This window comes from Planomicrobium stackebrandtii (assembly GCF_030814955.1).
Lineage (GTDB): Bacteria > Bacillota > Bacilli > Bacillales_A > Planococcaceae > Planococcus > Planococcus stackebrandtii.
The window spans coordinates 93,492-108,906 of sequence record NZ_JAUSWB010000008.1; the positions used below are offsets into that span (position 1 = coordinate 93,492).

18 protein-coding genes and 1 tRNA gene are annotated in these 15,415 nt (G+C 46.9%); 18 read left to right on the forward strand and 1 reads right to left on the reverse strand.

Features of this window, described 5'->3' with window-relative positions:
• Positions 1-71 precede the first annotated feature (71 nt).
• The 15 genes from QOZ98_RS15395 to QOZ98_RS15465 all read left to right on the forward strand — a co-directional run bounded on the left by QOZ98_RS15395 (position 72) and on the right by QOZ98_RS15465 (position 12,928).
• Entirely contained in the window at positions 72-1,229 is a 1,158-nt protein-coding gene (locus QOZ98_RS15395) for an ATP phosphoribosyltransferase regulatory subunit (RefSeq protein WP_308788248.1), read from the forward strand.
• The gene (gene hisG, locus QOZ98_RS15400) at positions 1,229-1,855 is read left to right on the forward strand and encodes an ATP phosphoribosyltransferase (RefSeq protein ID WP_308788249.1); all 627 of its coding nucleotides are present in this window, start codon (positions 1,229-1,231) and stop codon (positions 1,853-1,855) included. The genes QOZ98_RS15395 and hisG overlap by 1 nt, the downstream gene beginning before the upstream one ends.
• A complete protein-coding gene (gene hisD, locus QOZ98_RS15405; RefSeq protein WP_308788250.1) occupies positions 1,852-3,135 on the forward strand; it encodes a histidinol dehydrogenase in 1,284 nt (427 codons plus the stop codon). The genes hisG and hisD overlap by 4 nt, the downstream gene beginning before the upstream one ends.
• Complete coding sequence (hisB, locus tag QOZ98_RS15410; protein WP_308788251.1) at positions 3,132-3,719, forward strand: imidazoleglycerol-phosphate dehydratase HisB; 588 nt, start codon at positions 3,132-3,134, stop codon at positions 3,717-3,719. Before hisD ends, hisB begins: the two co-directional genes overlap by 4 nt.
• Complete coding sequence (gene hisH, locus QOZ98_RS15415; protein ID WP_308788252.1) at positions 3,716-4,345, forward strand: imidazole glycerol phosphate synthase subunit HisH; 630 nt, start codon at positions 3,716-3,718, stop codon at positions 4,343-4,345. The genes hisB and hisH overlap by 4 nt, the downstream gene beginning before the upstream one ends.
• Positions 4,338-5,066 carry a 1-(5-phosphoribosyl)-5-[(5-phosphoribosylamino)methylideneamino]imidazole-4-carboxamide isomerase gene (gene hisA / locus QOZ98_RS15420; protein ID WP_308788253.1) on the forward strand — a complete coding sequence of 243 codons (729 nt, stop codon included), beginning with the start codon at positions 4,338-4,340 and terminating at the stop codon, positions 5,064-5,066. Before hisH ends, hisA begins: the two co-directional genes overlap by 8 nt.
• Entirely contained in the window at positions 5,060-5,812 is a 753-nt protein-coding gene (hisF, locus tag QOZ98_RS15425) for an imidazole glycerol phosphate synthase subunit HisF (RefSeq protein ID WP_308788254.1), read from the forward strand. The genes hisA and hisF overlap by 7 nt, the downstream gene beginning before the upstream one ends.
• The gene (hisIE, locus tag QOZ98_RS15430) at positions 5,809-6,435 is read left to right on the forward strand and encodes a bifunctional phosphoribosyl-AMP cyclohydrolase/phosphoribosyl-ATP diphosphatase HisIE (RefSeq protein ID WP_308788255.1); all 627 of its coding nucleotides are present in this window, start codon (positions 5,809-5,811) and stop codon (positions 6,433-6,435) included. The genes hisF and hisIE overlap by 4 nt, the downstream gene beginning before the upstream one ends.
• 80 nt (positions 6,436-6,515) lie before the next feature.
• Complete coding sequence (locus tag QOZ98_RS15435; RefSeq protein WP_308788256.1) at positions 6,516-8,039, forward strand: tetratricopeptide repeat protein; 1,524 nt, start codon at positions 6,516-6,518, stop codon at positions 8,037-8,039.
• Positions 8,040-8,108: 69 nt separating this feature from the next.
• Entirely contained in the window at positions 8,109-9,071 is a 963-nt protein-coding gene (trxB, locus tag QOZ98_RS15440; RefSeq protein ID WP_308788257.1) for a thioredoxin-disulfide reductase, read from the forward strand.
• 206 nt (positions 9,072-9,277) lie between these two features.
• Positions 9,278-9,763 (forward strand): 8-oxo-dGTP diphosphatase, encoded by a 486-nt coding sequence (locus QOZ98_RS15445; protein WP_308788258.1) that lies wholly within the window; start codon positions 9,278-9,280, stop codon positions 9,761-9,763.
• Positions 9,756-10,637 carry an RNase adapter RapZ gene (gene rapZ / locus QOZ98_RS15450; RefSeq protein ID WP_308788259.1) on the forward strand — a complete coding sequence of 294 codons (882 nt, stop codon included), beginning with the start codon at positions 9,756-9,758 and terminating at the stop codon, positions 10,635-10,637. Before QOZ98_RS15445 ends, rapZ begins: the two co-directional genes overlap by 8 nt.
• A 4-nt stretch (positions 10,638-10,641) precedes the next feature.
• A complete protein-coding gene (locus QOZ98_RS15455) occupies positions 10,642-11,637 on the forward strand; it encodes a gluconeogenesis factor YvcK family protein (RefSeq protein ID WP_308788260.1) in 996 nt (331 codons plus the stop codon).
• 23 nt (positions 11,638-11,660) lie between these two features.
• On the forward strand, positions 11,661-12,611 hold the full coding sequence (gene whiA, locus QOZ98_RS15460; protein WP_308788261.1) for a DNA-binding protein WhiA: 951 nt from the start codon (positions 11,661-11,663) through the stop codon (positions 12,609-12,611).
• A 59-nt stretch (positions 12,612-12,670) separates the two neighbouring features.
• Entirely contained in the window at positions 12,671-12,928 is a 258-nt protein-coding gene (locus QOZ98_RS15465) for an HPr family phosphocarrier protein (protein WP_308788262.1), read from the forward strand.
• Positions 12,929-12,992: 64 nt separating this feature from the next.
• Here the strand turns inward: QOZ98_RS15465 and clpP are convergent, their stop codons facing one another.
• Positions 12,993-13,604 (reverse strand): ATP-dependent Clp endopeptidase proteolytic subunit ClpP, encoded by a 612-nt coding sequence (gene clpP, locus QOZ98_RS15470; RefSeq protein WP_142828860.1) that lies wholly within the window; start codon positions 13,602-13,604, stop codon positions 12,993-12,995.
• 172 nt (positions 13,605-13,776) lie between these two features.
• Between clpP and QOZ98_RS15475 the strand changes: the two genes are divergently transcribed.
• From QOZ98_RS15475 to QOZ98_RS15485, 3 genes are all read left to right on the forward strand, one after another.
• Positions 13,777-13,848: transfer RNA gene (locus QOZ98_RS15475), tRNA-Arg, on the forward strand.
• Positions 13,849-14,044: 196 nt separating this feature from the next.
• The gene (locus QOZ98_RS15480) at positions 14,045-14,629 is read left to right on the forward strand and encodes a LemA family protein (RefSeq protein ID WP_308788263.1); all 585 of its coding nucleotides are present in this window, start codon (positions 14,045-14,047) and stop codon (positions 14,627-14,629) included.
• Complete coding sequence (locus QOZ98_RS15485; RefSeq protein WP_308788264.1) at positions 14,626-15,411, forward strand: TPM domain-containing protein; 786 nt, start codon at positions 14,626-14,628, stop codon at positions 15,409-15,411. Before QOZ98_RS15480 ends, QOZ98_RS15485 begins: the two co-directional genes overlap by 4 nt.
• Positions 15,412-15,415: the final 4 nt, after the last annotated feature.

The following is a 15,415-nucleotide window of genomic DNA, read 5'->3' on the forward strand; positions in this document are numbered from 1 at the left end:
CGCTAAAATAAATATTACTTCACCACATTAGCGAACTAAAGTAAAATAACCAATATTAGGGAGTTTTATGGATGACCATACAAATGTTTGAAAAACCGTTAGGCATGAGAGACGATTTCCCATTTATCGCAAAAAAGAAAGCGGAGCTCCGGGCAAGCGGGACCTCCATTATTCAACAGGCAGGCTATGACCTGCTGCAGACGCCAACTTTGGAATACTATGAAACGATCGGCAAAATTTCGGCAATTGCTGATAATGCCTTATTCAAATTATTGGACAGCCAAGGTGAAACTTTGGTTTTGCGCCCAGATATGACTTCCCCAATCGCGCGGATTGCCGCATCAAAGCTATTGAAAGAAAAGATGCCAGTGAGACTTGGCTATTATTCTAACGTCTTTCGCGCCCAGAAGCGTGAAGGCGGCCGTCCAGCTGAATTCGAACAGATGGGCGTCGAACTGATCGGTGATGATTCTTTATATGCCGATGCAGAAGTCATCATTTTGGCCTGGAATGTCTTAAAGAAACTCGATATTAAATCGAGTCGTTTTGTAATCGGCCACACGCAATTGCTGCAGCTGATCCTGCAGGATTTCGGATTGGATTCGGAGCAGATTGAAAAAGTGCACGCCACTTTTGTTTCAAAAAACAGTGTCGGCTTCGAAAGCTTAGCCAATCAATTGCCGATCGAGCCATCACGCCGGGAATCTTTCATTGGATTGATGTCAACGTCTACTGTCGAAGAATGGCAGCAATGGATCGACCCTCACAACGCGAAACAAAATTCTTTGTTTGAAGACATGAAGAAATTGAAAAAAATATTGGATCGCAGCGGCTTGTCCGACGCGATTACCTATGACTTATCATTTAATAGCCACATGACCTACTACACCGGATTGGTGTTTGAAGTATATGGAGCAGGCAGCGGCTTTTCACTCGGCAACGGGGGACGCTATGACGGTCTTATGAAGCAATTTGGGCTGCAGGTGGGCGCAACGGGCTTCGGGCTTCGTGTCGACCGTCTGCTGGAAATCATCTCTGCTGTTCCAGAGCAGGAAAATCATACCTTGATCCTCTTTGATGAACTGAGTGAAGACAAGGCGTTTGACGAAGCACAGAAACTTCGCGAACAGGGAGTCCGGGTTACATTGCAATTTGCGCCAGCCGTCTTGGCTGTCGATAGATTCAGCGGGCTGTTTAGCAAGGTTCTACGAATGGAAGGTGCTAACTAATGGATGCATTAACGATTGCAATGCCCAAGGGGCGAATATTTGAAGAAGCATATGAACTATTGGTAAAGGCAGGCTATGACTTGCCAAAAGAACTGGACGATTCGCGTAAGCTGATTGTCGAAGCGCCAAATGAAAATATCCGCTTTATCCTGTCCAAGCCGATGGATGTTCCAGCCTATGTAGAACATGGGGTGGCAGATATCGGAATCGCCGGAAAAGACGTTATGCTAGAGCACGACCGGGATGTCTACGAACTATTGGATCTTGGCATCAGCCGCTGCTATATTGCTACAGCCGGAATGCCGGACACGCCAATGAATGAAGTGACGCCGCGTGTAGCGACCAAATACCCGAAAGTGGCTTCGCACTATTATAGAGGCAAAGGCGAACAAGTCGAAATCATCGAGTTGAACGGTTCGATTGAACTGGCGCCGATGATCGGCTTGGCCGATCGCATTGTGGATATCGTCTCAACCGGAAAAACCTTGAAAGAAAATGGCTTGGTCGAATATGAAAAAATTGTCGATATCACATCGCGTTTGATCGCCAATCCGGTAAGCTATCGCCTGAAACAGAAACGGATTACGGAGTTGGTTGAAAAATTACGAAAGCAGGCGAGCTTATGAAAGTGACTCGTTTATCAGCGGGAATCTCAATCAGAAGAACGATTGCAGAAGGAACCGGCCAGCAGCTTGCGGCAGTTAGAGACATCATCCAGGACGTACGGGATAATGGAGACCAGGCAATGTTCCGCTATGCAGAGAAATGGGATAGAGCAAAACTGTCTTCACTGCGTGTAACAGATGAAGAAATCGCTCAGGCAGTCAATCGTTTTGACAGCCAATTGCTGGGGGATTTGACGGAAGCGGCAACGAATATCCGCCGCTACCACGAAAGCCAGCAGCAGCAGGGCTACCGGCAGGACAGTGATGATGGCTCATATGTAGCGCAACGCGTCACGGCCATCGAATCCGCTGGGCTCTATGTGCCGGGCGGAACTGCTGCTTATCCATCGTCCGTATTGATGAATGTCATTCCGGCTCAAGTCGCAGGCGTTTCGCGCATCGTGCTAATTTCGCCTCCAGGCAAAGATGGCACATTGTCGGATGGCGTTTTGGCATCGGCTCATATTTTGGGCATTACGGAAGTTTACAAATCGGGCGGTGCCCAGGCAATTGCGGCTTTGGCCTATGGCACAGAGTCTATTGCGCCGGTCGATAAAATTACCGGACCAGGCAATATTTTCGTGGCTTTAGCAAAACGAGAAGTTAATGGGGATGTCGCGATCGACATGATTGCTGGACCGAGTGAAATAGCCATCATTGCCGATGATTCTGCATATGCCGATGAAGTGGCTGCGGATTTACTGTCACAAGCAGAACACGATCCCTTGGCCAGTGCAGTGTTGCTGACGGCCAGCGAAGGATTGGCGGATGCTGTGTCAAAAGAAGTGGAGCGTCAACTGGCAGCTTTGCCGCGTCAAGCGATTGCCAGTCCCGCAATTGCGGATCATGGCATGATTTATTTGGGCGATACGCTGGAAGAGCTGATCGAAGCCGCCAACCAATTGGCTCCAGAGCATCTGGAAATCATGACGGAGGATGCAGAGGCGGTAGCGGACAAAATCCGCCATGCCGGTGCCATCTTTATCGGCCGCTATTCGTCCGAACCAATCGGTGATTATTTTGCGGGCACCAATCATGTTTTGCCGACCAACAGCACGGCACGCTTCTCAAGTGCTTTATCTGTATATGACTTTGTTAAACGAACAAGTATTATACGCTACAGCGAACAAGCCTGGAACACCAATAAAGAAAAAATCGCTCGTCTGGCACGCCTTGAAGGCTTAGAAGGCCATGCACGTGCAGTCGAATCGCGTTCGTGGGAAAAGGGGAATGGACAATGAGACAAGCTGAAATCAAACGAAATACCAATGAAACCAAAATAGCGATCAACTTTTCCTTGGATGGAGAAGGCAAATCGGTGATCGATACCGGCGTTCCGTTCATGGACCACATGCTCGATTTGTTCATCAAGCACGGCTTGTTTGACGGCAACATCCAAGCAGATGGCGATACTCATATTGATGACCACCATACGACTGAAGACATTGGCATCGTGCTTGGCCAGGCAGTTAAAGAGGCTCTTGGCGATAAAAAAGGCATCCGCCGTTACGGCAACGCTTTTGTGCCGATGGACGACGCGCTGGCACAAGTGGTCATTGACTGTTCAAACCGGCCGCATCTGGAATTCCGCTGCGAGCTGCCGAACGAAAAAGTAGGTACCTTCGATACTGAATTGGTCCATGAATTTCTATGGAAGTTTGCGCTCGAATCCCGCATGAATGTTCATGTCATCGTCCATTACGGAAAAAATACGCATCACATCATTGAAGCAGTATTTAAGGCATTGGCACGGGCACTGGATGAAGCAACAAGCATCGATCCTCGCGTTAAAGGAGTACCGTCAACGAAGGGGCTGTTAACATGATCATTGGCATCATCGATTACGGCATGGGCAATTTGTTTAGCGTCGAGCAGGCCTTGAAGAAACTGGAATGCACGGTCATCATCTCGGACGATCCGTCTGTCCTGCTGGAAGCAGAAGCAATTCTTCTTCCAGGCGTTGGCGCTTTTCCCGATGCGATGGAATTGCTGAATCAAAAAGGGCTTTCGGAATTTATCCAATCGCTGCCCGAGAAAAACATTCCGCTTATGGGAATCTGCCTTGGCATGCAGTTATTATACGAAGACAGCTCGGAAGTAAAGCCTACTAAAGGACTTGGCTTGTTGACCGGACAAATCCGCCGTTTTGAAAAAGGCGAGCACCGGATTCCGCATATGGGCTGGAACCGGCTTGAATTTTCGCATGTGCCATACTGGTTGGATGAGGTATTGAGCGATACCCATGTCTATTTTGTCCACTCCTTTTTGGCGGTCAATACAAAAGATGAGGAAGTTTGGGGAACTGCAAGCTACGCAAATCACGATGTTCCCGGAGTGGTTGGCAATGGGCTGATTACGGGCATGCAGTTTCATCCGGAAAAATCAGGCGATTTCGGCCATTATTTACTAGAGCAGTGGATTGCGAATGTCAGGAGGAACCTACATGACTAAGTTTCAAATTTACCCCGCCATCGATTTGCGGGACGGCAAATGCGTGCGCCTTTTCCAGGGAGATTATGCCCAGGAAACCATCTACGGTGATTCACCGGTCGACATGGCAAGAAAATTCGTAGAAGCCGGTGCACAGTGGATACATATGGTCGATTTGGATGGCGCTAAAGACGGTATACGGATTAATGACCAAGTAGTCATTGAAGCAGCTAAGCTCGGTGCCAAAGTACAGGTAGGCGGAGGGATCCGGACTCGTGAAGACATTGAGCATTATTTGTCGAACGGCGTTGCACGCGTCATTATCGGCAGCCTCGCTATCCGCAACCCGGAGCTTGCGGTGTCGTTCATTGAAGAATTTGGCCCTGACCGGATCGTCATTGGCATTGATGCAAAAAACGGCATGGCCGCAACCGAAGGCTGGATTGAGACTTCAGGGCAAGCGGCGACCGAAGTGGCAAATTATTTTGCTGCTAAAGGGGCCAAGCATTTTATCTATACAGACATTGCAACGGACGGCACGTTAGCCGGGCCGAATATCGAAGCCAATCAAGCGTTGGCTGATTCTGAAGACGCACAAGTCATCGTCTCCGGCGGCATCGGTTCACTGGCAGACGTCCGGAATGTAAAAGAGGCATCTACCCACAGCAATATTGCGGGTGTTATCATAGGAAAAGCCCTGTACGAAAAACGCTTTACCCTGGAGGAGGCCTTGTCATGCTGACCAAACGCATCATTCCGTGTTTAGATGTTAAAGAAGGGCGCGTTGTCAAAGGCGTCAGCTTCGTTTCGCTGCGTGACGCGGGAGATCCTGTTGAACTGGCCCGCTTCTACGACAAGCAAGGAGCGGACGAATTGGTGTTTTTGGACATCTCAGCTTCTCATGAAGGCAAAGAAACCATGGTTGAAGTGGTCAAAATCGTAGCGACAGAGCTTTCGATCCCCTTTACAGTAGGCGGCGGAATCCGGAGTCTGGACGACATGAAACGCATGCTGCGTGCCGGTGCCGATAAGGTATCGCTGAATACAGCGGCACTTGACCGTCCGGAACTGATCAAAGAAGGAGCGGACTTTTTCGGTTCCCAGTGCATCGTAGTGGCCATTGATGCTAAACGAACCGGCGACGGTTGGGACGTCTATACACATGGCGGGCGCAACAAAACCGAATGGGATGCCATTGAATGGGCGAAAAAGAGCGTGGAGCTTGGAGCCGGCGAATTGCTGTTGACGAGCATGGATAAAGACGGCTCGAAAGACGGGTTTGACCTGGAGCTGACCCAAGCAGTGCGTGAAGCGGTGGAAGTACCGGTCATTGCCAGCGGCGGAGCAGGCAACAAAGAGCATTTTAGCGAAGTCTTTAAAACGGTGGATGCTGATGCTGCATTGGCCGCTTCCATTTTCCATTACAAAGAAACCAGCGTAGCTGAAGTAAAAGAGTATTTGCGTAAAGAAGGAGTGAATGTCCGATGACAACGATCCAATATGACCAAGACGGGCTGATTCCTGTCATTATCCAGAATGCCGAAACAAAAGAAGTGCTGACATTGGCTTATGCCAACGAAGAAGCTGTAAAAAAAACGATGGACACTAATGAAACATGGCTGTATTCAAGAAGCCGCAGTGAACTGTGGAACAAAGGCGCGACGAGCGGCAATACCCAAAAAGTAACTGCTGTCCGTCTGGACTGTGATGGCGATTCCCTGATCTATGAAGTGATTCCAAACGGACCAGCTTGCCATACCGGCAAGGACAGCTGCTTTTTTGAAACCATCCATGGAGAGCGCAACGAGTCTCCAGGAGATATGTTCGGGCAGTTGACTTCACTGATCAAAACACGTGAAGAAGAAATGCCTGAAGGAGCTTATACAACTTACCTGTTTGAAGAAGGCGTAGACAAAATCTGCAAAAAAGTAGGCGAAGAAGCTTCTGAAGTGATCATTGCGGCAAAAAATCGGGATGCTGAAGAATTGTCGATGGAAGCAGCCGATTTGTTCTATCATGTACTGGTGCTTCTGCAGGAACAAAAAGTGGAGTTTAGTCAAGTGGTCAATGTGTTAAAAGAGCGCCACGCTACAAAAACCACAAGTAAATAATAAGGAAATATGCTATAATTACAGCACATTTGAGTATAGGAGCGATCTAATCGTTCCTTTTACTTTTTCGGAGGCATATTTTGGAGAATAAAAAAATAAACTATAAGAACGTCCTGTCTTTTATTCCGTCAGGAGAATTTTATTACAGAAAAGCGCTGAAAGAGCTTCAGCGTGAAAACTATCCGAGGGCACATAAGTATTTGCGCCGCGCATCCGAGTTAAGCCCGAAAGACCCGCTCATTCTGACGCAATATGGCATCGTGCTTATGGAAATGGAAGAGTTTGAGCAGGCCATGGACATGCTTCACTCGGCACATGAACTGGATTCGAAAGAACCTGACATCCTCTTTTTCCTCGCAGAAGTCCATGCACACATGGGCTTGTTTTGGGATGCGCGAAAATATGCAAAAAAATACCTGGCCCACGAAACGCAGGGCAAATACGCGGCGGAAGCAATGGAAATCGTTGACTTTGCGGAGCAGGAAGACTGGCAGCTTTTTGATGACGATGGGGAAGCGCAAAACAGCGAATACTATTATCGCCAAGAAAAAGCGCGTCGGATGATGGAACAGGGAGATTTTGCCGGAGCCATCGAACGGCTGGAAAAACTGGTTGAAGAAAAGCCGGATTTCTGGGGAGCCTTTAACAATTTGGCGTTGGCTTATTTTTATATCGGTGAAGCGGAAATGGCGAAAGCCCTGCTTCATGATGTGCTCCGGAAAAATACCGGCAACTTGCACGCCCTCTGCAACCTGGCAGTGTTTCATTATTATGAAAAAAACGCGGAACTGGACGATGTCCTGGAACTGCTGAAGAAAATTCAGCCTTATGTATTCGAACACCGCTATAAATTGGGGGCAACATTTGCGCTGGTCGGCAAATATAAAGAAGCTTACCGGTGGCTAAAAAGCCTGCAGAAACGTGGTTTTGATGGAGATCCCGCTTTTTATTTCTGGCTGTCGCATGCTGCATACCATTCTGGGCATGAAGAAGCATCGCGCCAGGCGTGGGACCAATTGAAAAAAATGGATCCCGGTAAAGATGGCTATGAGCCATGGAACGACCATTCGGCGATGCCGCATGCCGATGCGCTGGAGCATGACCGGGATTATTTAGTGAAAAAACTGGATCACGAGAAAAAAAGTGAGCGCTTGTTTGGCTTGTTTCTGTTAGGGAAATCGGCGCATAAACAAGAAATCATCTCGCATCCAAAATGGCTGGTATCCGATCAACCCTCAGTCCTGGAAACTTTTGTGCTGGGTTATGCCCTTGGCCATCCATTCAAAAAAGAAGTTCCGGCTGAACAGGCATTTATGCGGGCGATGGAAACAGCTGAACATCTTTATGCTCGGCACGGTATGGTGACACAGCAGCAAGCTGAAGCTTTCCAGTTGTGGTTCCTATTGGTTGAAAAAGCTTACAGCCAAAATTATACATTCAGAAATCCAGCTGCTTTAGCTTCGGCTGTCGACTATATGATTAAATCCGCTAAAAACGAAAAAACGACTAAAAAAGAACTGGCAGACAGCTTTGGCGTATCTGTCGCTACCTTGACAAAGTATGTAAAAGAAATGTCTGCGTATTTGGCAAAGTCGGATTCATAGGCATAAAAGTTGAAGCTTTTGCTGGAATCTTATACGATTTAGCTACTGAGAAATAGGAGGCCTATCATTATGACTGAAACAAACACGATTTATGACGTAGTTATTATTGGAGCAGGGCCAGCAGGCATGACTGCCGCTGTTTATACTTCCCGAGCAAACTTGACAACATTAATGCTGGAGCGCGGTATTCCCGGAGGCCAGATGGCCAATACGGAAGAAATTGAAAACTACCCGGGCTTTGACCACATTCTGGGACCTGACCTTTCGACAAAAATGTTTGAGCATGCAAAGAAATTCGGCGCCGAGTACGCATATGGCGACGTAACCGAAATTATTGACGGTGAAGAATTCAAGACGATTAAAGCCGGATCGAAAGAATACAAAACACGCGCCATCATCGTAACTACGGGAGCAGAATACAAAAAAATGGGCATTCCCGGTGAAAACGAACTGGGCGGCCGCGGCGTCAGCTATTGTGCCGTATGTGATGGGGCTTTCTTTAAGCAAAAAGAATTGGTTGTTGTTGGTGGGGGAGACTCTGCAGTTGAAGAAGGGGTTTACTTGACTCGTTTTGCAGACAAAGTCACGATCGTCCACAGACGCGATGAGCTTCGTGCACAGAAAATCCTTCAGGACCGGGCATTTGCCAACGATAAGATCGACTTTATCTGGAGCCATACGGTCAAAGAAATTCATGATGACGGAAATGGGAAAGTCGGAAGTGTTACCTTGGTATCTACAGATGACGACAAAGAAAGAGAATTCAATGCAGACGGCGTCTTTATCTATATCGGGATGTTGCCGTTGACCAAGCCATTTGCAGAATTGGGCATTTTAAATGACGATGGCTACATTGTCACCAATGAAAAAATGGAGACAAACGTACCTGGAATTTATGCAGCAGGCGATGTTCGTGAAAAAACATTGCGCCAAGTTGTTACGGCAACAGGCGATGGCAGTATTGCCGCGCAGGCAGCGCAGCACTATATCGAAGAACTGGTTGAGAAAATCAGCATGAAAACACAAGCTTAATTATTTCTTAATCATTTTGTAACGCGCTTGTCATGAATAGGGGCTATAGTAAGAAGAGTAAATTGACCCCCTTTTTATAAAGAAACTTTTGATGGGCCGTTTTTCGAGAAATTCGAAAGACGGCCTCTTTTTTTGCGTATTTTTGCATGACACACCAGGATAGATGTATAATGGAGTAAGTTTACAATAGATGCGGAGTGTCGAATGTGCAGCGAATCGCGAATTTAATCGTTATCAAAGATAGACAAGTCCTATTATTAAAGAAACCACGGCGTGATTGGTACGTCGCACCCGGCGGCAAAATGGAAGCCGGAGAGTCGATATTCGAAGCGGCAGTCCGTGAATTCAAAGAAGAAACAAACGCTACCCCAATCGGTACGCATTTAAAAGGCATCTATACGATGATGATCCAAGAACATGGACAAATTGTGGATGAATGGATGCTGTTCACGTTTGCAGCAAACAATTTAACCGGAGAATTATTTGAAGAAACGAATGAAGGTCTGCTGGAATGGCATCCAATAGAAGAACTGGCATTTTTGCCAATGGCTGAAGGCGACCGCACCAATCTCCAATTTGCAGTGAATCAGCAGGGAATTCAATACGGAACTTTCTACTACACACCAGAATTCCAGTTGATTAAAGAGACCATCCAATCATCAATCGAAGAGGTGAACCATCAGAATGGATAACCGTCAAGAAGAAACAGAATTAATCATCATCACAGGCATGTCGGGTGCAGGCAAAACCGTCGCAATCCAAAGCTTCGAAGATCTGGGTTTTTTTACAATTGATAATTTACCCCCTGCACTGCTGCCTACTTTTATCAAACTGATGAGAGATTCAGGAAAGTCGATGAAGCGGGTGGCGGCAGTTATGGATTTGCGTGGCGGAGACTTTTTTGACAGCCTCGTAGATGCAATCGACCATTTGTCGCAGGAACCGAACGTCTCTATAACCGTTCTGTTTTTGGATGCGGAAAACCAGACATTAGTCAGCCGTTATAAAGAAACACGCAGATCCCATCCCTTATCGCCAGGCGGATTGGTATTAGGCGGCATTAAAAAAGAACGCGATATGCTGAGCGACCTTCAAGGCAGAGCAAAATACATCTACAACACTTCGGATATGACGCCGCGGCAGCTGAAAGAAAGAATCAACGCTGACTTCTCTACCAAGACGAGCAATGTATTCACTGTCAATGTCACGTCTTTCGGCTTCAAGCACGGCATGCCGATAGACGCCGATTTGGTGTTTGACGTCCGCTTTTTGCCAAACCCTTATTACATTCCAGAACTGAATCCCTTGTCGGGTCTTGATGAGCGGGTGTCGAGCTACGTTTTGAAATGGCAGGAAACACAGATTCTTCTCGAGAAATTGACGGATCTGCTGCAATTTATGATTCCGCAGTATAAAAATGAAGGAAAAGCCCAGCTTGTTATCGCCTTTGGCTGTACTGGGGGCCAGCATCGTTCAGTGACCTTGGCTGAATACTACGGCAAGCTCCTGGCTGAAAACAATAAAGTGATTGTGACGCATAGAGATGTCAAAATAAGAAAGGAATGAGTGCATGGAACGCAACCAGCACCTGAAACGCATCGTTATTTTAGGCGGGGGCACCGGACTTTCCACACTTCTGCGCGGATTAAAGCTGTATCCTTTGGATTTGACAGCGATTGTAACTGTGGCAGATGACGGGGGAAGTTCGGGCCGCTTAAGAAATGATTTGGATATTCCTCCTCCGGGAGATATCCGGAACGTTCTGGCAGCATTATCGGACACCGAACCATTGGTTGCTGAAATGTTCCAATATCGTTTTAAGCAATCCCTGGATCTTGATGGCCATTCTCTCGGGAATTTGATGCTTGCCGCTTTGACAGACATTACGGGGGATTTTTCCCATGCTATCCGCGAGATGAGCCGCGTCTTGAGTGTCAATGGAACTGTATTGCCCGCGGCCAATCAAATCGTCACGCTGAATGCGGAATTGGAAGATGGCACCATCATCAAAGGCGAATCCAAGATTCCTGCTTATCTTCAACCGATCAAACGGGTGTTCATAGAGCCGCATGATGTAAAAACTTTGCCCGCTACCATAGCGGCGATTGAAAATGCAGACGTTATTGTGGTTGGTCCGGGTTCTCTCTATACCAGCATTTTGCCAAACCTGTTAGTGAAAGATATAAAAAAAGCAGTGATTGCTGCCAAAGCTAAGAAAATCTACATTTGCAACTTAATGACGCAAGCGGGCGAAACTTATAAATATACTGCCTCTGACCACGTCCAGGCGATTTATGATCATGTCGGGGAAAATTTTCTCGACGCTATACTTCTTGATAAAGTCCAAATGCCGCCGATTGTTGAGGAACGCTACAAAAAAGAGCTTGCTTCACCGGTGGAATACGATGAAGATCGCCTAAAACAGATGGGTCTGGAAGTTTACAGAAAAGACATTGCCAATATCTTTGGTGAAATTGTCCGACATGAGCCGATGAAAGTGGCAGAATGGTTGTTTGAATATGCCGGAGGCCGTGCAAGCGAAGATTCGAAGCATCTTTATTTTTAATGCTTTGAAAGGAGGAACGAATTTTGTCTTTTGCATCTGAAACAAAAAAAGAAATGACGCAAATTGAAGTGGACGACTGCTGTGGAAAAGCAGAGCTTTCTGCAATGATCCGGATGAACGGGACTTTGTCGTTTTCCAATCGGCAATTGAGTCTGGACATCCAAACGGAAAATGCAGCGATTGCACGGCGCATCTATACGTTGTTGAAACGCTTTTACAAAGCATATCCTATTGAATTGCTCGTCAGAAAAAAGATGCGTTTAAAAAAGAACAACATCTATATTTGCCGAATTCGTGAAGGAGCCAAGCACGTACTCGAAGACTTGGAAATTCTGACAGAAGGCTTTCAATTTCAACATCAGATCGTCAAGAGCCTGATTGAGAAAAACTGCTGCAAACGCTCTTATTTACGGGGGGCGTTTTTGGCCGGCGGATCGGTCAACAATCCTGAAACTTCATCTTATCACTTAGAGGTTTACTCTCTTTACAAAGACCATGCAGACTCTTTGGTCGACTTGATGAACGTATTTCATTTGAACAGCAAGACCATCGAGCGGAAAAAAGGCTTTGTGACCTATCTGAAGGAAGCAGAAAAAATTGCAGACTTTTTGAGTATCACAGGAGCACATTCTGCTTTATTGAAGTTTGAAGATGTCCGAATCATCCGCGACATGCGAAACAGCGTGAACCGCCTCGTAAATTGTGAAACCGCTAACTTGAACAAGACCATCGATGCTGCATTGCGGCAAGTTGAGAACATCCGTTTTATCGACGGGGCAATCGGAATCGACCAATTGCCTGAAAGACTGCGTGAAATTGCCCGACTTCGGGTAGAGTATCAAGACGTGACTCTTAAAGAGTTGGGTGAAATGGTCTCGGGTGGTTCGGTCAGCAAGTCGGGAGTCAACCACAGACTTCGGAAGATCGATGAAATTGCAGCGTCATTGAGAAAAGGAGAAATGATCGGCCGTTAGTTATCGGCTGTTCTTTCATATATATGAGAGTGAAGTTTCAAAGGAGGATGAGGATAAGCATGGTTGAAAAACAAGTGAAAGTGCTATTAAAAACAGGTCTTCAAGCAAGGCAGGCTGCGCTATTTGTTCAGGAAGCGAACCGGTACAGTGCGGATGTCTATTTAGAAAAAGACAATAAAAAAGTAAATGCTAAAAGCATCATGGGAATCATGAGCTTGGCCATCAGCAAAGGAACGGAAGTTAAAATCTCGGCTGATGGATTGGATGAGGAAAAAGCAGTTCATTCCTTATCGGAGATTATCGAACAGGAATCGTAAGCACACAGTATTCTAATTAGAAGACAGAAAAAAACTCACAGCGCAGAGGCTGTGAGTTTTTGTTTTAAATATCTTTTTTATGGTTTTCAGGAAGCTTGCTGCGTGTGATGACTTGATCGATCAAGCCGTATTCAAGTGCGCGTTCAGCTGTCATGAAATTATCACGGTCAGTGTCTTTCGAAATGACATCGATGGGCTGGCCCGTGCGTTCAGAAAGAATTTGGTTCAATTTCTCGCGAAGGTGAAGAATGCGTTTCGCAGCAATCTCGATTTCCGTTGCTTGCCCTTGAGCACCGCCAAGAGGCTGGTGAATCATAACTTCAGCATTTGGCAGCGCCAAGCGTTTGCCTTTTGTACCAGCTGCCAACAGGAAAGCTCCCATGGAAGCAGCCATACCGATGCAGATTGTTTGAACATCTGGGCGGATAAACTGCATTGTGTCGTAAATCGCCATACCGGCTGTGATGCTGCCGCCTGGGCTGTTGATGTAAATTGAAATATCTTTATCTGGATCTTCTGCTTCTAGGAACAGGAGCTGTGCAACAATTGAATTCGCAACATTATCGTCAATGCCGCTGCCCAGCATAATTACGCGGTCTTTCAACAAACGCGAATAAATATCATAAGCACGTTCGCCTCGGCTAGTTTGTTCAATTACTGTAGGAATTAAGTTCATAGAATAGTTCCTCCTCGATTAAGTGGTTTGCAAACAATGCTGAAAGATCTCTCAGCTGTACTATTATCATACACATCATGGTCAATGAAGGTCAAATCTAACGAATTAAAAAAATAAGCTTGATTAAGTTAAAATGTTTTCGTATAATAGAAAAGTCGCTAATAGCGAAAACGCCCTCGTAGTGTAATGGATCACACGTAAGATTCCGGTTCTTGAGATGGAGGTTCGATTCCTTCCGAGGGCATAAAAAAAGTAAGCCCGCTTTGCCTCTTCCATGGCAAAGCGGGCTTTTTTGTCTCCTGTACAGAGCGGGACACAGTTTGGCAAAGTTGCACACTTTGCGGAAAATGACAACCGGGATTTTTTGAAAGAACAGCGTTTAAAAAAACAGTCACATAGGGAAATGACTAATAATACATACCAGCAAAGAGGTGGAGCATTTGAGAAAATTATTGATTCCCATTATTATTGTTTTGGCGTTAATTGCTATTGTTGCAGCGATTCTGGTGCCAAGCTATAACGGCTTTGTGCAGTTGGAAGAGGACGTCAACCAGTCTTATGCGCAGATCGACAACCAATTGCAGCGCAGGCTGGATTTAATACCAAACTTGGTAGAAACGGTGAGAGGCTTTGCGGATCAAGAACAAAGCGTCATCGACAGTGTCACGGAAGCCCGGTCTAATTTGGCTGGTGCTGAAGGCGTGAGCGAACAGGCCGAAGCGGATGCTGAGCTGAGTGGGGCGCTTAGCCGTCTCTTGGTCGTAGTGGAAAACTACCCGGAAATTCGGTCCAGTGAAAATTTCCAGCAGCTGTCGGATGAACTGGCGGGAACGGAAAATCGCATTGCGGTTGCCAGACAGGACTACAACAACACTGTTTCTGAATTTAACCGAAAAGCAAGAAGCTTTCCTGGAAATATGATAGCCGGAGTTTTTGGGTTTGACGAAAAAGAGTATTTCGAAGCGGATGCAGATGCCTCGGAAGCTCCGGAAGTTGATTTTGGAACGGACGAGGACGAGCAATGAAACGCACAGCAGCGATCCTAGGTCTCCTGCTGCTGATGGTCAGTGGGCAAGGCTTTGCAGCTGACTTTCCCGAATTGACAAACGATCTTTATGTTCAAGACGAAGTGGGCATTCTTTCGGAACAACAGCAAGAAGAGCTGCGGCAGCTTGGCCGCGGACTGGAAGATGCGACGACTGCACAAATCATGGTGCTGGTTATACCAACATTAGAAGGCGAGCCGATCGAGAGCTACGCCAATGAAGCATTTCGCCATTATGGCATCGGTTCAGAAGAAGAAAACAACGGCGTTTTGGTCGTCTTGTCATTGGATGAACCCAATGACCGTGAAATTTATGTAGAAATCGGCTATGGACTTGAAGGTGCGTTGCCGGACGGGAAAGTCGGAAGGATGTTGGATGACTATGCCATTCCCTATTTAAGCCAGGGCGACTATGGCGAGGGTGTCATCAATTTGTATGAGGCGCTTTATCAGGAAGTGGCCGCTGAATACCAGTGGAACGGCGAAGCCGTAGAACCACAAGCCGCAGCTTCCCAGCAGCAAGAACAAGGTCTTCCGCCATTCATGACCATCCTGATTGTCACTGCCATTCTCGTCCTTATTACTGGAGGAGGCGGGGGCAAAGGCGGCGGCCGTGCGAGACGCCGGGGAGGAAGAGGCGTTTACATGGGACCAGGCAGCTTTGGCGGTGGATTTGGAGGCGGCGGTGGCTTCGGTGGTGGTGGTTTCCGTGGAGGCGGAGGCGGTTCATCAGGTGGAGGCGGCGCAGGCCGAGGTTTCTAAATTA

What these genes read in the sequence shown, in the direction of transcription:
- QOZ98_RS15395 (WP_308788248.1), top strand. Translation starts at nt 72, where the DNA reads ATGACCATACAAATGTTTGAAAAACCGTTAGGCATGAGAGACGATTTC.
- hisG (WP_308788249.1), top strand. Translation starts at nt 1,229, where the DNA reads ATGGATGCATTAACGATTGCAATGCCCAAGGGGCGAATATTTGAAGAA.
- hisD (WP_308788250.1), top strand. Translation starts at nt 1,852, where the DNA reads ATGAAAGTGACTCGTTTATCAGCGGGAATCTCAATCAGAAGAACGATT.
- hisB (WP_308788251.1), top strand. Translation starts at nt 3,132, where the DNA reads ATGAGACAAGCTGAAATCAAACGAAATACCAATGAAACCAAAATAGCG.
- hisH (WP_308788252.1), top strand. Translation starts at nt 3,716, where the DNA reads ATGATCATTGGCATCATCGATTACGGCATGGGCAATTTGTTTAGCGTC.
- hisA (WP_308788253.1), top strand. Translation starts at nt 4,338, where the DNA reads ATGACTAAGTTTCAAATTTACCCCGCCATCGATTTGCGGGACGGCAAA.
- hisF (WP_308788254.1), top strand. Translation starts at nt 5,060, where the DNA reads ATGCTGACCAAACGCATCATTCCGTGTTTAGATGTTAAAGAAGGGCGC.
- hisIE (WP_308788255.1), top strand. Translation starts at nt 5,809, where the DNA reads ATGACAACGATCCAATATGACCAAGACGGGCTGATTCCTGTCATTATC.
- trxB (WP_308788257.1), top strand. Translation starts at nt 8,109, where the DNA reads ATGACTGAAACAAACACGATTTATGACGTAGTTATTATTGGAGCAGGG.
- rapZ (WP_308788259.1), top strand. Translation starts at nt 9,756, where the DNA reads ATGGATAACCGTCAAGAAGAAACAGAATTAATCATCATCACAGGCATG.
- QOZ98_RS15455 (WP_308788260.1), top strand. Translation starts at nt 10,642, where the DNA reads ATGGAACGCAACCAGCACCTGAAACGCATCGTTATTTTAGGCGGGGGC.
- QOZ98_RS15465 (WP_308788262.1), top strand. Translation starts at nt 12,671, where the DNA reads ATGGTTGAAAAACAAGTGAAAGTGCTATTAAAAACAGGTCTTCAAGCA.
- clpP (WP_142828860.1), bottom strand. Translation starts at nt 13,604, where the DNA reads ATGAACTTAATTCCTACAGTAATTGAACAAACTAGCCGAGGCGAACGT.
- QOZ98_RS15485 (WP_308788264.1), top strand. Translation starts at nt 14,626, where the DNA reads ATGAAACGCACAGCAGCGATCCTAGGTCTCCTGCTGCTGATGGTCAGT.